This window comes from Tissierellales bacterium, from assembly GCA_035301805.1.
Classification (GTDB): domain Bacteria; phylum Bacillota; class Clostridia; order Tissierellales; family DATGTQ01; genus DATGTQ01.
Genome location: DATGTQ010000137.1, coordinates 1 through 15,346, shown reverse-complemented (window position 1 = coordinate 15,346; position 15,346 = coordinate 1). Strand labels below are relative to the sequence as shown.

Below are 15,346 nucleotides of genomic sequence, written 5' to 3'. Positions count from 1 at the left end.
AAACTTTTATTCCTTTCTTTAATAACTTATTTTTAATCTTTTTAGTCTTATATTCATCAGTAATTATCAACATGCTTCCACTAGATATTAATTTGTACGGATTTATTTCTAAAATATTAGCTATAGCCTTAGTTGATTCCAGTATAGGTATTGAACTTTTATAAGCCTTAATACCTTTATTTATTGCTTTAGCTCCTTCCCATAGAGCGCCTAATAGTCCACCTTCAGTTATATCATGCATATAGCCTACACCTATTTCACCACATATTTTGCCTTCTTTTACTACACTTATTTCGCTTCCTAATTTATTGGCCTCTTCTAATAATCTTTCATCTACTTTTCCCTTTAAATTTTCCTCCAATTCTTTACTCAGGATAGCAGTACCTTCAATTCCTGCATATTTAGTCATTAATACTTTATCTCCAACTTTTATTTCTTTAGGATTTAACATTTTACCTTTTAGTTGTTTGCCAATTACTGTAGTGGATATTACAATCCTATTAACGGCATCTGTTATTTCCGTATGCCCTCCTACTATTTCCACATCTAATTCTTTAGAAGCTTTACTAGCTTCTTCCATAATAGTTTTTAGATCTTCTTCAGTAGTCTTAGGCGGTGCCATAATTGTCATTAATACAGCTATAGGTTCAGCACCACTACTGGCTACATCATTACAAGATATATGTATTGCAAGGCTACCTATATCCTTTGTAGCCCCAGTAATGGGATCCGTAGATATAGCACAAACATATTCCCCAAAATCTATAATGGCATTATCTTCACCTATTCCTGCTTTTACTAAAACTTCTTCTCTTTTATTTTCTATATTTTCAAAAATTATTCTTTCCAATATATCAGATGGCACTTTTCCTATTTCCATATTTCTTCGCCCCCTTCAAAATCTTTTCCATTCCTAGTATATCACTTACTATTATAATCTACCAAATTTTCATCTTTTTTAATTCATTATATTTAAAATTTTATTGGACAAAATATTAGTAATACTTATTAGGGAGGATTCTTTTGCTAATAATTTGCTCTGAAAATTGTATCCACGAAGAGGAAGGGTTGTGTACTCTAAAACGAATATCAAATTCATCAAAAACGCCTTTGAAAGATTGTCCACATTTTGAAGAAAAAAATAAAAATAAAAATAGGGGCTAGTCTAGCCCCTATTTTTATTTTATCTATTAACTTGATTCTTCATTTATTTTTTTATCTTCTGAGTTAAATACTTCCTTGTCTAATTCTCCTTCTTTATGGGATATTATTAATGTACATATAGAGTCGCCAGTAATATTTACTGCAGTTCTTCCCATATCAACTAAACGGTCTACTCCCATTATTAAAGCAATTCCTTCAAGAGGTAGTCCAACGGATTGTAAAACCATAGATAACATAATAGCTCCAGCTCCAGGGACACCTGCTGTTCCTATAGATGATAATGTAGCAGTTAATACTACAGTTAATATAGCTCCAAAACCTAATTGTTGATTATATACTTGTGCTATAAAAAATGTAGCTACACCTTGCATAATTGCTGTTCCATCCATATTAATCGTAGCCCCAAGGGGAATAGTAAATGCCGCTATATTTTTAGATGCTCCTAATTCTTTTTCTGTAGTTTCTAAGTTTAATGGTACTGTTGCATTACTACTTGCTGTAGAAAAGGCTACGGACATAACAGGAAAGAATTTCTTAAAAAACTTTCTAGGACTTAATCCTGTAAAGCCTTTCAACATTCCAGAATAGATTATAGACGCATGAAGGATAAGGCCTAAATAGACGATTCCTACATATTTTAATAATGGTACTAAAGCTTTATAACCAACAGTAGCAAAAGTTTCAGCTATTAATCCAAATACTCCAATAGAAGCAAGAAGCATAACAAATCCTACCATCTTCATCACTAATTCATTTAACTGCTCAAAAATCCTAACAAGAGTATCTACTTTTTCTCCTAAAGCAGATAACCCAACACCTGTCAATATTGCAAATACAATAATTTGCAACATATTGCCTTCACCCATAGCAGCAATTGGATTATTAGGAATCATTTCATACAATATTTGAACTAAAGGTACCTTCTCTCCAATAGTAGGCTCCACTTCTTCTATAGCTGTTAAATCTAAGCCTACACCTGGTTTTAAAACAGAACCTAAAGCTAAAGCTAAAGTAATAGCCAAAGCAGTAGTTACTAAATAAAAAAGTATAGTCCTTCCGCCTACTCTACCCAGTTTCTTTACGTCCCCCATACTAGCTGTTCCATTAACTAGAGAAATAAATACTAATGGAACAACCATCATCATTATTCCCCTTAAAAAGACTTGCCCAACTAGTTTGAATACTCCATTAATTAATACATCTTCCTTAAAAACTCCATCAGGTAATTGATAAACAATTATTCCAACTATAATACCAATTATCAGACCCATAAAAATTTTCGTCGTCAAACCAATTTTCTTCTTCTCCACAGAATCTCCTCCTTACTGAATCGTAGAATCATAGATAAATTACTCCTATTATACTTCATGCCGAGCTTTTTATCAAGTTCGAATATTCTGACATGCGCAATAAAATTAAAAGAGAGATGCAGTAATCTCTCTTTTAATTTTATTCTTCAATTATCTCCAGTATCATTTTATTAGCTTTTTGCGGATTAGCTTTACCTCTTGTAGCTTTCATTACCTGCCCTACTAAATAGCCTAAGGCTCTATCTTTTCCATTTCTATAGTCTATTACCGATTGTTGGTTTTCATTTATTACTTTTTCTATAACTTCTTTTAATTCATCTTCATCACTTATTTGAATTAATCCTTTTTCTTTTACTATGGTCTTAGGATCTTTTCCTGTTTCAAACATTCCTTTTAAAACTTCTTTACCAATATTATTGCTAATCTTTCCTCCATTTACAAGTCCTATTAATTCTGCTAAAGTTTTTGGAGAAACTTGTATATCATCTATCTCTAATTCCTCATCATTAACCCTTCTTAAAACATCTCCCATAATCCAATTACTTACTTGTTTAGGATCATCACAATATTTTACTGTTTCTTCATAGAAATCTGCCAATTCTCTAGTATCAGTTAAAACCTCTGCATCATATTCTGGCAGATCATATTCCTCCATAAATCTTGACTTTTTTGCTTCAGGTAATTCAGGTAAACTTTTTCTAATCTCTTCTATCCATTCATCCTCTACATCTATTACTAATATATCTGGCTCTGGAAAGTATCTATAATCAGAAGCTTCTTTTTTCTCTCTCATTATTACCGTTTCATTTTTTACCTCATCCCATCTTCTAGTTTCCCTTATAGTATTTTTTCCTTCTTCTAATAGAGAAATATGTCTTTTTTCTTCATATTCCATAGCCTTTACTGCTGCGCTAAATGAATTTAAGTTCTTTAATTCAGTTACATTCGTCTTTTCACCAGTATTCTCATCTACTACATTTATATTTACATCACAGCGAAGAGAACCTTCCTCCATTTTACAGTCTGACACTCCTATATATCTTAAAGTTGCTCTCAATTTTTCCAGAAAACTTCTAGCCTCTTCAGGAGAATTCATATCTGGCTCGGTAACTATTTCAGCAAGGGGCACTCCACTTCTATTATAATCTAATAATGTATCATGGGCTTCAGTATGAACAGATTTCCCTGTATCTTCCTCTATATGAATCCTCATTAATCTTATCTTTTTCTTTCCTTCTTCTGTATCAATTTCTAAAAATCCCCCATCACATAATGGAGTTTCATCTTGGGAAATTTGGTAACCTTTAACTAAATCAGGATAAAAATAGTTTTTTCTATCCATGTTACTTTTATTTGCAATTTTTGAATTAAAAGCTATCCCCGATTTTATACCATATTCTACTACCTTTTTATTTAATACTGGTAAAGCCCCAGGTAACCCTAAACATACTGGACAAGTATGGGTATTTGACTCTCCACCAAATTCAGTAGTACAACTACAAAATATTTTTGTATCCGTCATAAGTTCTGTGTGTATTTCAAGGCCTATAATAGTCTTATATGCCATTTTCTTCACCCCTTAAACTTGGTACAATCTTTTCTATACCACTATTCTTCTCATATATATAGGCTACATTTAATAGAAGATCCTCTTTAAATTTGTCTCCAATAAATTGTAATCCAATTGGTAATCCATTAACATACCCACAAGGAACAGATATAGCACAAGTTCCAGATAAATTTATAGCAGCTGTTAAAGCATTTCTTAGATTATTTGAAATAGAGTTTTCCACATCTTTTCCTAAATCGAAAGGTAAATCTGCTGTAGTAGGAGATATTAATAAATCATATTTTTCAAAAGCCTTTTCAAAATCCTTAATAATTAAGGTTCTCACCTTTTGTGCCTTTTCAAAATATTCTTTTCGCTGTTTACCACTAAGAATATATGTACCTAGCATAATATTTTCTTTTACCTTCTCTCCTAAGCCTTCATTTCTACTATCCATATATAGTTCATCTATAGTAGAATAGTCTTCAGTTCTATATCCAAATCTTACTCCATCCATTCTAGCCATACTAGCACTAGCCTCAGCAGTAGATATTATTGAATAAGTCTCTAATACATAATTAAGATAAGGTAAGGACACTTCCTCTACTGTAGCCCCTAATTTTTCCATAACCTTAATACTATTTTTTATTTTTTCCTTTATTTCACCATCTAGACCTTCTCCAAAAAATTCTTTTGGTAGTCCAATTTTCATACCTTTTATATCTTTATTAATATTTTCTATATAATCTACTTGGTCTACACTAACAGATGTAGAATCTCTTCTATCGTAACCCGAAATTATATTTAAAAGAAATCCAGCATCTTCTACATTCTTAGAAATAATTCCTACTTGATCTAAAGAGGGTGCAAAAGGTATTACACCATATCTAGATATTAAACCATAACTAGGTTTAAAGCCTACTGTTCCTGTAAAAGCTGCTGGTTGTCTTACAGACCCTCCCGTATCAGTTCCAAGGGATATAGCTACTTCCCCTGTTGCTACTGAAACAGCTGAACCACCACTAGAACCTCCAGCAACTTTATTTAAATTATAAGGGTTTTTTGTAGAACCAAAATAGGAATTTTGAGTTGATGACCCCATAGCAAATTCATCCATATTAGTTTTTCCTATTATTATGCCGTCTTCCTCTTTTATTTTTTCAATTACTGTAGCATCATAAGGTGGTATAAAATTCTCTAGCATTTTTGAGCCACAGGTTGTATTCATATCTTTTGTCACAATATTGTCCTTTATTGATATAGGTATTCCTGCTAATGCTCCTACTTTTTCCCCTTTTGATATCTTTTCATCTATTTCCATTGCTTTTTCTAAAGCTTCTTTTTTATTTAATGTTATAAAAGCATTTAACTTTTCATCTACCTCTTCTATTCTTGTAAAATAGGTCTCTATTATCTCTTTACTAGTAACTTCTTCATTTTTTATTTTTTCAGCTAATTCTCTAGCTGAAAATGATAGTATATCCAATTTTTTCACCTCTCTAATCTAAAACTTTAGGTAATTTAAAATATCCAAATTGTTCATTTGGAGCATTTTTAAGGGCTTCTTCTCTGGAAAAGCTTTCCCCTATGACATCTTCTCTTAAATATTGATAATTATTATTTACCTGATAAGTCGGCTTTACACCTTCTGTGTCTATTCTTTGTATTCCGTCTATATATTCTATTCTTTCATTAAATGTTTCTGTAAAAAGTTCTATTTCCTCTTCACAAAACTTAAGCATTGATAATTTAGCAATATTTTTTATTTTTTCCCTAGAAATCAAATTTTTCTACCTCCTTTAAACATAGAATACTTCTTATATTTTACCACTTAAAGAACGTAAAAATCAAATAACAAAGCCTCTAATTTATAACTATTATAAATCCCTAGAATATTCTAGGGATTTCACCTTTATATTAAAATCTTTAATCTTTCCTCATCTATAATTTCTACGTCTAGTTCCACACCTTTATCATATTTAGAACCAGGATTTTTACCTACAATAATAAAATCTGTTTTTCCGCTTACACTTCCTGTTACTTTTCCACCCATCTTTTCTATTAAGTCTTTTAATTCCTTCCTAGTATAATCTTCTAGGGCTCCAGTTATGACTACTGTCTTATTAGTAAATATAGATTCTTCCACTATATCTTCTTCATAATGGGGTTTAACGCCTTCCATTAATAGTTTATCTATACTAGAAAGTATTTTAGGGTCATGGAAGATTTCTATAATACTTTCTGCTATTATATCACCTATATCCGGTACACTAATTAATTCCTCATAAGTAGCATTTTTTATATTATCTAAAGTCTTAAAATGTTTTGCTAAATCCCTAGCAGTTTTAAGCCCTACATTAGGAATTCCTAAAGCATATATAAAAGCGCCTACAGTAGTATCTTTACTATTTTCAATTGCTTCCAATAAATTATTAGTTTTCTTTTCCTTAAAGCCTTCTAATTTTATTAAATCTTCGTATTCTAATTCATATATATCCGGTATATCTTTTAAATCTAATTCCTCAAATAACTTTTCCGCTGTCTTTTCACTAAAACCTTCTATATCCATAGCATCCCTGCTGGCAAAATGGACCATTCTAGATACTAATTGAGGTTTACAAGATAGTGAATTCGGACAAAACATATGAACACCATCTTGTATTAATTCACTGCCACAAGCAGGACAATGGGTAGGTTTTTCTATTGGCTGTGTTTCCTCTTCTGTGTCCATTATCCCCATTATCTCTGGAATAACTTCATTAGATCTACGGACAAAAACTCTTGAATTAATAGCTACTTTTTTTCTTTGAATATCATCCCAATTGTTTAATGTGGCTCTTCTTACAGTGGCACCTGCTATTTCTACTGGTTCTAAAATAGAAATAGGTGTTACTTTACCTGTTCTTCCAACATTCCATCTGACTTCTAATAATCTAGTAGTGGTTTCCTCTGCTTCAAATTTATAGGCTATGGCCCAACGGGGAAATCTCATAGTATATCCTAATACTTCCCTGGTTCTTATATCATTTATTTTAATTACAATTCCATCAGTTAAAACATCTAAATTACCTCTTTCATCATTTAACTTTTCTATTTCTTCAACAACTTCTTCTATAGTGGAAAGTTTTTTAGCATAATCAAATACAGGTAATCTATTATCTTTTAAAAATTCTAGCATTTCTAAATGAGTATTAAACTCTTTTCCTTCTATATATCCTATATTGTAAATATACCCTACTAAATTTCTTTCTGAAGTTATTTTAGGGTCTAAATTTCTTAAAGCCCCTGCTGCTGCATTTCTTGCATTTTTAAGTGGTTCATCACTAGTTTTATTATAATCTTCAAGAGCAGATAAGGGCATAAGACCTTCCCCTTGAACCTCCATTACTCCATCAAAATCAATTTTTAAGGGAATATTTTTTATAGTCCTTATTTGGGGTAATATTGCCTCTCCAATGAATCCATTACCTCTTGTAGCACCTTGGACTAATTCTCCATTTCTATAGGTTAAATTTATAGTTAAACCATCAAATTTATATTCTAATATATAGCTTGGTTCTGGTAGTTTGTCTTCATGGCTTTCATTATATTGACTAATAAGTCTTCTCACCCTATTGTCCCAATTTCTTAACTCATTAAAGTTTTGGCTTTTATCCAAACTCCATAGCCTTCCTAAGTGAGTATGTCTTTCAAATTTATCTAATATTTCTCCCCCTACTCTTTGGGTTGGAGAATATGGATAAATTATATTAGTCTCCTTTTCAAGCATTGTTAATTCATCATAAAGCTTATCATATTCTTTGTCACTTACTAAAGGGTTGTCTAAAGTATAATAATGATAATTTAGTTCATTTATTTTATCTATGAGCTCTTCCATTACCTTTCTCTTTTCCTTCATTACAACACCTCCTAAATTACCTCAATGGGAGCTACAGAAAGAAGTAATTTTTTTAGTCCTTCCCTGTCAAAAGCTATAGTTATTTCTTTATCTCCACTACTATCTCTAATTTGGACTACTGTTCCTTCTCCCCATTTTTTATGTCTTATTTTATCCCCTACCTTTATATTGCCTTTACTCTTGCTAATAGTTTTTTCCTTTTTAAAACTATTAGCAAACCTTCTAATCCTTAAGGGACTGTCATCAAAACTTGTACTTTCTTTTTGGGGAGATTCCCCTCCACCTTTTCTATCACTACATATTAAATTATCTGGTATTTCTTTTAAGAATCTAGATGGAATACCATAAGTAGTTCTTCCATAAATTGTTCTCAATTTTGCATTTGTAATATACAATAATTCTTCTGCTCTAGTCATAGCCACATAACAAAGTCTTCTTTCCTCTTCTAGCTCATCCTCGTCCTCCATTGCTCTAGATATTGGGAATAAACCCTCTTCCATTCCCACCATAAATACTACTGGAAACTCTAACCCCTTGGCTGAATGGACTGTTAACATAGTAACTGAATTTTCAATATCCTCCGTTTTATCTACATCTGAAAGTAAAGATACAGAAGCAAGAAAGTCTTCTAATGTACCATCTTCATTTTGTTCTTCAAAGTCTACGGCTACAGAGACAAACTCTTTTATGTTTTCCAGTCTAGTTTGAGACTCAATATTATCCTCTTCCTCTAATTTTTTAACATATCCCGTTTCTTCTATTACCTCTTCTATAAAATCCTTTACGCCTATTAATTCTTTTAATGATATCAGTCTATTTATCATATCTATAAAAGAATTAAGATTATTAATGGCTCTTTTTGATAATCTTGGTATTTCTTCAACGCTTAATAATGCACTATATATACTTTCTCCAGTTCTATCTGCATATTCTTCTATTTTCTCCATAGTAGCATTGCCTATTCCCCTTCTAGGTACATTTATTATGCGTCTTAATGATATATTGTCTACAGGATTTTGAATTACATTTAAATAGGCTACTATATCTTTTATCTCTCTTCTATCGTAGAATCTTAGGCCCCCAACAAGTTTATAAGGTATATTTTTTCTCATAAATACTTCCTCGAAGGACCTAGATTGAGCATTGGTTCTATATAAAATAGAAAATTCTGAAGGATTATACCCTTTTTCCATAAGCTCTTCCATTTTATCCGCTACAAAATATGCCTCTTGATGAGAATCTGGTAAATTTTCTATAACTACTGGACTTCCTTTTTTATTGTCTGTCCACAGCCTTTTATCTTTTCTTTCATTATTGTTTTTTATAACATGGTTTGCCACTTCTAATATATTTTGAGTAGAACGATAATTTTGTTCTAGTTTAATAACATTAGTGTCTTCAAAATCTTTTTCAAAATCTAATATATTGGTAATATCTGCTCCTCTCCATCCATAAATGGAATTATGAACTACTATATCTTCGCAAATATATTGTCTAAAATTAGGAACTGAAATATCATATACAAACCCTTTATATTCTTCTACTATAGTTTCTTCTACTATATCTTCAATTATTTTACCATTTTCATATACTGGAATACTCATATTAGGTCTTATATGAGCAGCAGGCATATAAGTGAAATAAGTATTTTCTGTCAGATTTGCTTTTTGTACTATTTCTATCCCTTTATCTATTCCTTCTAATTTATTACCATATTTAACTGCAGCGTCATAATCCTTTCTCTCTGTTTCAACTCTCCAAGTATCCCTTTGCCCATCTCTTACAGGGAAACCTAAGCTTTCTATTCTATTTTTTAAATCTTCTCCACTAGTATTAAAAGAAATCCTATGACTATACCAGCCAGAGTCTAATCCTGTCTTACGTCCACTAAACATAGATATATTGACAATTCGTCTTGTAGTCTGTCCCCTAATAACTCCATTTGGCCTATAATAATGAGGATATTCTTCAAATAACAATAGATCATTCATAAGTCCTCCTACATTATGTTCCGTATCTACTTCTGAAAATAATCTATCTATATATTTTTGTTCTAAAGTCATATTTTTATGTGCAACTTGAAAAACTGAAGTAGGTATCTGATATTTCATAGAAAGTAATTGTTCATAAAACATTGCTTCCCCTTTGTTCTGACAAACTCTCAATATCCAAGCCTTATCTCCATGTTCTTGATTTAACCTAACCAAAAGTCCATTTACTATTTCTCCTTCTCTTGAGCTTACCCCTTGGGTTATACCTATTCTATAGCCTTTATCTTTCCTATACATTAAATATACATAATAAGTCCCTGATTCTGGATTAAGCTTTCCAAACATAATATGATTTGGAGTTACTTTAATAGTCTTACCTGTTTTAGTTTTTATTTTTATTATAGATCCTTCATATTCCTTCTTCACAATTTTTTCTACTGTACCTTCTGAAGTTTCCCCCTTACCAGAGGCAGAATAAATTTTATGGTTTTCTACTAAATTTTCAATTAAAACCTCTCCCTCTGGCGTAGTAATTTTAGATCCTTCCACAACACACTGGTCATCGTCGCCTACTACACATATATTTTTATACCTTCTAGCAAATAATCTTATAAGTTGATACTGAGGCTTATTTGTATCTTGAAACTCGTCTACAAATATATATCTAAATTTTTTTTGATAATATTTTAATATGTCTGGATTACTTTGCAATAATTCTACAGTTTTTAATATTAAATCATCAAAATCTAAAGCATTATTCTTTTTTAGTTTTTCCTCATAAAGTTTATATAGTTCCCCAACATTTCTAGAATAAAAATCACTATAATTTTCCTTAATATATAAATCTGGTGGCGTCATGCTATCTTTTAGATGACTAATAGCACTTAACATAGCCCTTTCATTATACATTTTATTATCTATATTTTTTTCTTTAATACATTCTTTCATAAGGGTAATTTGGTCATCTCTATCATATATAGAAAAGCTTCTTTCATACCCGATTTTGTCTATATCCCTACGCAATATTCTTACACATATTGAGTGAAATGTTCCTACCCACATACTATCTACATTTTCATTTAATAAATTACCTATTCTTTCTTTCATTTCATTGGCAGCTTTATTAGTAAAAGTTAATGCTAATATATTTCCTGGGAAAACATCATTTTCTTCAATTAAATATGCAACTCTATGGGTTAAAACTCTAGTCTTCCCTGATCCTGCCCCTGCTAAAATTAATAAAGGCCCTTCTGTATGAAGAACGGCTTCTTTTTGTCTTTCGTTTAAACCTTTTACATAATCCATTCTTTACCACCCCATTAAACATTCGTTTCCATTTCTTATTATATAATAAAGTTAATATATATTCCATTAAGTATATTAGTATTAAAATCATAGTATAAAAATCTAAAGGTTATTTTAATATTTTAGCTTATTTCTAAATAAAAATCCCATTTCAGGATGTTTTTAATGTATAATCCTGTTATAGAGATTTTTTTATATGGGGGAGATCTTATTGAAAAAAACAGTGAGAAGAATAATATCTATAGTATTAATTATTGTAGGGGTTTTTCTATTAATGACTCCTTTTATTACTGATATTATAATTAAATATCAATCTAAAAAACTTTCTAAAGATAATTTAACAGCAGAAGACATAGAGAAAAATAATAAAGCAGAAGTAGAATTTGATTTTTCTAGTATAGAAGATGTGGATATAAATACTGCTATGAACGTAGTTATTGAACCTGATGAAAGTCTTATTGTAGGTGAACTAGAAATACCAGATTTAAATATTCACTTACCTATATTAAAAGGCCTAACAAATTCTAATCTTTTAGCAGGGGCTGGAACTATGAAACCAGAACAAATAATGGGCCAAGGTAATTATCCTCTAGCTGGCCATATTATGAAAAATAAGGATTTATTATTTGGCAGTCTTATGGATATAGAGGTAGGTAATATAGTCACTATAACAGATAAGAAAAATGTATATAAGTATAAGATATACGATACTGTTGTAGTTCCTGATACTGCAATGGAAATGCTTTCTGATGAAGAAGCAGAAAAAAGAGGGAAACCAATTATATCATTGATGACCTGTTATTATTCTTCTAAAACTGGAAAGAGATTTTTTGCATTGGGAGAATTGTATGAAGAATGGGTACCAAAAGGAAGATTTGAGATTTCCCTTCAATAGAAGAAATCTCATCGTTTAATATTAATTCTCTTTAGAATTAATATTTCTTATTCACTTATAGAAAATAGTAAAGAGATTTTTCTCAGAAGAGAAAAATCTCTTTATTATTTTTATTCTTTTTCTACTTCTGCATAGCCTAATCTATCAAATACTATACTATAGCCATCAGCTCCATAGTTTAAAGATCTATTTATCCTACTAATTGTAGCAGTACTTGCCCCAGTCTTCTTTTCTATTTCATTATATGTTTTGTTCATTCTTAATAATTTTGCTACTTCAAGCCTTTGAGATATAGATTCTAGTTCTTTTATAGTACAAATGTCTTCAAAAAACCTATAGCACTCATCCATGTTTTCTAATTTAAGTATTGCCTCAAACAAGCAGTCTAGTTGGTCACTTTTTATTCTTGATTCATAGCTCACAAAGATATACCCCCTTATCTGAGTTTTGGCAAAAAAATCTAGGGCATTATTAGTACCCTAGATTTTTTAATTATATTAAAATAATCCTATTATAGTTCCATCTTCAAGTATATCCATTTTATTAGCTGCAGGTACTTTTGGTAATCCTGGCATAGTCATTATATTTCCAGTTAGTGCTACTAAGAATTTAGCACCAGCTGAAGCTTTTATTTCTCTAACTGTTACCTTAAATCCCTCAGGTCTAGCTAAAAGACTTGGATCATCAGAAAGTGAATATTGAGTTTTTGCCATACAGATAGGCATTTTATCTAAACCATTTTCTTCTATCTTCTTAATTTGTTTTTCGCATTTCTTAGTAAATTCTACACCTTCGGCACCATATACCTCTTTAGCTATTGTTTCTATCTTTTCTTTAATGGAGGCATTTGAATCATATAAAAGTTCAAAGTTAGATGGAGTGCCTTCTACAACTTCTACTACCTTATTAGCTAAATCTATAGCACCATCTCCACCTTTACCCCATACTTCTGTTAAAACTGCTTCAACACCTAATTCTTTACACTTTTCAATGACAAGTTCAATTTCTTTATCCGTATCAGTTGGGAACTTGTTTATTGATACTATTGCTGGTACACCAAACTTCTTAACATTTTCTATATGCTTTTCTAAGTTTCCAAAACCTTTTTCTAAAGCTTCTAAATTCTCATTACTTAATTCATTTTTTCCTACTCCACCATGATGTTTAAGTGCTCTAATAGTAGCAACTATTACAGCAGCATCTGGTTTTATATCTGCATATTTACATTTAATATTAAAGAATTTTTCTGCCCCTAAATCTGCACCAAATCCTGCTTCTGTAATTGTATATTCTGATAATTTCATAGCCATTTTAGTAGCTAGAATTGTATTACATCCATGGGCAATATTTGCAAATGGTCCTCCATGAACAAAAGCTGGTGTGTTTTCTAAAGTTTGAACCAAATTAGGTTTAATTGCATCTTTTAATAAAAGTGTCATAGCTCCATCAACTTCTAAATCTCTTGCAAAAACAGGTTCTCCATCATAATTATAAGCTACAAGAATACTTCCTACTCTATCTTTTAAGTCTTCTAAATCATTTGACAGTCCTAATATAGCCATTATTTCTGAAGCTACAGTTATATCAAAACCATCTTCTCTTGGAACTCCATTAGTTCTTCCACCAAGACCTACAACGATATTTCTTAAAGCTCTATCATTCATATCCAATACTCTTTTCCAAACAATTTCTCTTGGATCAATATTTAGCTTATTACCATGATGAATATGGTTATCAATTGCTGCTGAAAGTAAATTATGAGCAGTAGTTACGGCATGGAAATCACCTGTAAAATGAAGATTGATATCTTCCATAGGAACTACTTGTGCATATCCTCCACCGGCTGCCCCTCCTTTTATACCAAAACTTGGTCCTAAGGAAGGTTCTCTTATTGTTGTAATGGCTGTTTTACCAATTTTATTAAGCCCCATACTTAAACCAATATTTACCGTTGTTTTCCCTTCGCCAGCTGGCGTTGGATTAATTGCAGTAACTAAAATTAACTTTCCATCAGGTTTATCCTTCAATTCCTCTAATACATCTAAAGAAACCTTTGCCTTGTGATCACCATAAAGTTCTAATTCTTCCTCTGATAGACCAATTTTCTCAGCTACTTCTTTAATATGTAGCATTTTAGCTTCTTGAGCAATCTGAACATCTGTTTTCACACTAACTGCCTCCTTTTTAAATCTATTTCAATTATCCTTTATACAACTACTTAGTATTATACCAAAACTTTGGCATTTTTTGAAATGATTTTATACTTTCCTCTTTGGATTATAATACAATAAAAGGTTTTCCCAAAATATAAGGAGTGGTATAGTTACATACCACTCTCTAATTCTAATCCATCAAATGAGTCTCTAATATTTGTTCTCGTCTAAAGCCTTCAAGTCCTAGATAAAATTCTAAAGAGTTAACTATGTAATCCAATTTTATAGGACCTACCAACTCTGAACCAGTAACTCGTATTCCATATCGGGCTGCTTCTTGTTTTACTAACTCATAAGTTCTATACAATGGAGTCTTTCCACAGTCGAACATATTCATTGACACTACTACTCCATCTCTTTCTGGGAACTTTATACCTACTGCTCTAACAGTTGAAAAACCCCCACTTGGTCCTCTTACTGCTTTAGCAATTGCTTTAGCAATTCCCACATCTTCTGTGTCTAAGAATACATTATAAGCTGTTAATCCTTCTGTTTCAGCACTTACTATCGTTGCTCCAGTATGCGGATCTAACTTCCCATCAACACTTAAATCTGGTTTTCTTTTCTCATAATCAGGATGGTTTGAATCCTCAAGTAATGCTTTCAAACCTTCATATTGTCCTTTTCTTATAAAGGAAATACTTTTTTTATCTTCAGTTTTGGCATTTTCTGCCGAAAAGTATACAGGCTTTTTATACTTTTCAAATAATTCATTTCCTATTTCATCTGCCAATTCTACACATTCTTCAAGGGTTATATTTTTAAAAGGAAATATTGGTATAGTATCCTGAGAACCTATTCTTGGATGAGTACCTTCTTGTTCTTCCATATTTATTAGTTCATAGGATTTACCAGCCATATTTATTAATGCTTCTTTTAATGGTTCTGGTTCACCAATTACAGTAACAACAGTCCTGTTAAAATCATGTTCAGGTTCGTAACTTACTAGTGTAACCCCTTCTTTATTTCTAACTTCATCTACTACAGCTTCAATTACATCTTTTCTTCTGCCTTCACTGAA

General features: G+C 31.2%; 12 protein-coding genes. 2 read left to right on the top strand and 10 right to left on the bottom strand.

Annotation, left to right across the window (positions count from 1 at the left end):
- Positions 1-880 (bottom strand): AIR synthase family protein (locus tag VK071_06770; GenBank protein ID HLR35021.1); only part of this gene is annotated, 880 nt, incomplete at its 3' end.
- Between the two features lie 143 nt (positions 881-1,023).
- On the opposite strand from VK071_06770, the gene VK071_06765 reads away from it, so the two are divergent.
- Positions 1,024-1,164: a hypothetical protein gene (locus VK071_06765; GenBank protein ID HLR35020.1), complete on the top strand. Its 141-nt coding sequence runs from the start codon at positions 1,024-1,026 to the stop codon at positions 1,162-1,164.
- A 26-nt stretch (positions 1,165-1,190) separates the two neighbouring features.
- Here VK071_06765 and VK071_06760 read toward each other — a convergent pair whose 3' ends face one another.
- From VK071_06760 to VK071_06735, 6 genes are all read right to left on the bottom strand, one after another.
- Positions 1,191-2,474 carry a dicarboxylate/amino acid:cation symporter gene (locus VK071_06760; GenBank protein ID HLR35019.1) on the bottom strand — a complete coding sequence of 428 codons (1,284 nt, stop codon included), beginning with the start codon at positions 2,472-2,474 and terminating at the stop codon, positions 1,191-1,193.
- A gap of 139 nt (positions 2,475-2,613) precedes the next feature.
- The gene (gatB, locus tag VK071_06755; protein ID HLR35018.1) at positions 2,614-4,041 is read right to left on the bottom strand and encodes an Asp-tRNA(Asn)/Glu-tRNA(Gln) amidotransferase subunit GatB; all 1,428 of its coding nucleotides are present in this window, start codon (positions 4,039-4,041) and stop codon (positions 2,614-2,616) included.
- Complete coding sequence (gatA, locus tag VK071_06750) at positions 4,031-5,509, bottom strand: Asp-tRNA(Asn)/Glu-tRNA(Gln) amidotransferase subunit GatA (GenBank protein ID HLR35017.1); 1,479 nt, start codon at positions 5,507-5,509, stop codon at positions 4,031-4,033. The genes gatB and gatA overlap by 11 nt, the downstream gene beginning before the upstream one ends.
- 13 nt (positions 5,510-5,522) lie before the next feature.
- Positions 5,523-5,807 (bottom strand): Asp-tRNA(Asn)/Glu-tRNA(Gln) amidotransferase subunit GatC, encoded by a 285-nt coding sequence (gene gatC / locus VK071_06745; protein ID HLR35016.1) that lies wholly within the window; start codon positions 5,805-5,807, stop codon positions 5,523-5,525.
- A 128-nt stretch (positions 5,808-5,935) separates the two neighbouring features.
- A complete protein-coding gene (gene ligA, locus VK071_06740) occupies positions 5,936-7,921 on the bottom strand; it encodes an NAD-dependent DNA ligase LigA (GenBank protein ID HLR35015.1) in 1,986 nt (661 codons plus the stop codon).
- A gap of 11 nt (positions 7,922-7,932) precedes the next feature.
- Complete coding sequence (locus tag VK071_06735; protein ID HLR35014.1) at positions 7,933-11,217, bottom strand: UvrD-helicase domain-containing protein; 3,285 nt, start codon at positions 11,215-11,217, stop codon at positions 7,933-7,935.
- A gap of 211 nt (positions 11,218-11,428) precedes the next feature.
- On the opposite strand from VK071_06735, the gene VK071_06730 reads away from it, so the two are divergent.
- Entirely contained in the window at positions 11,429-12,112 is a 684-nt protein-coding gene (locus VK071_06730) for a class A sortase (GenBank protein ID HLR35013.1), read from the top strand.
- A gap of 110 nt (positions 12,113-12,222) precedes the next feature.
- On the opposite strand, the gene VK071_06725 is transcribed toward VK071_06730, so the two are convergent.
- The 3 genes from VK071_06725 to ftcD all read right to left on the bottom strand — a co-directional run.
- Positions 12,223-12,534, bottom strand: a complete 312-nt coding sequence (locus tag VK071_06725; protein HLR35012.1) for a YerC/YecD family TrpR-related protein — start codon at positions 12,532-12,534, stop codon at positions 12,223-12,225.
- A 75-nt stretch (positions 12,535-12,609) separates the two neighbouring features.
- Positions 12,610-14,280, bottom strand: a complete 1,671-nt coding sequence (locus VK071_06720) for a formate--tetrahydrofolate ligase (protein HLR35011.1) — start codon at positions 14,278-14,280, stop codon at positions 12,610-12,612.
- A 175-nt stretch (positions 14,281-14,455) separates the two neighbouring features.
- The coding region (gene ftcD, locus VK071_06715; GenBank protein HLR35010.1) for a glutamate formimidoyltransferase at positions 14,456-15,346 on the bottom strand (891 nt) is incomplete at its 5' end.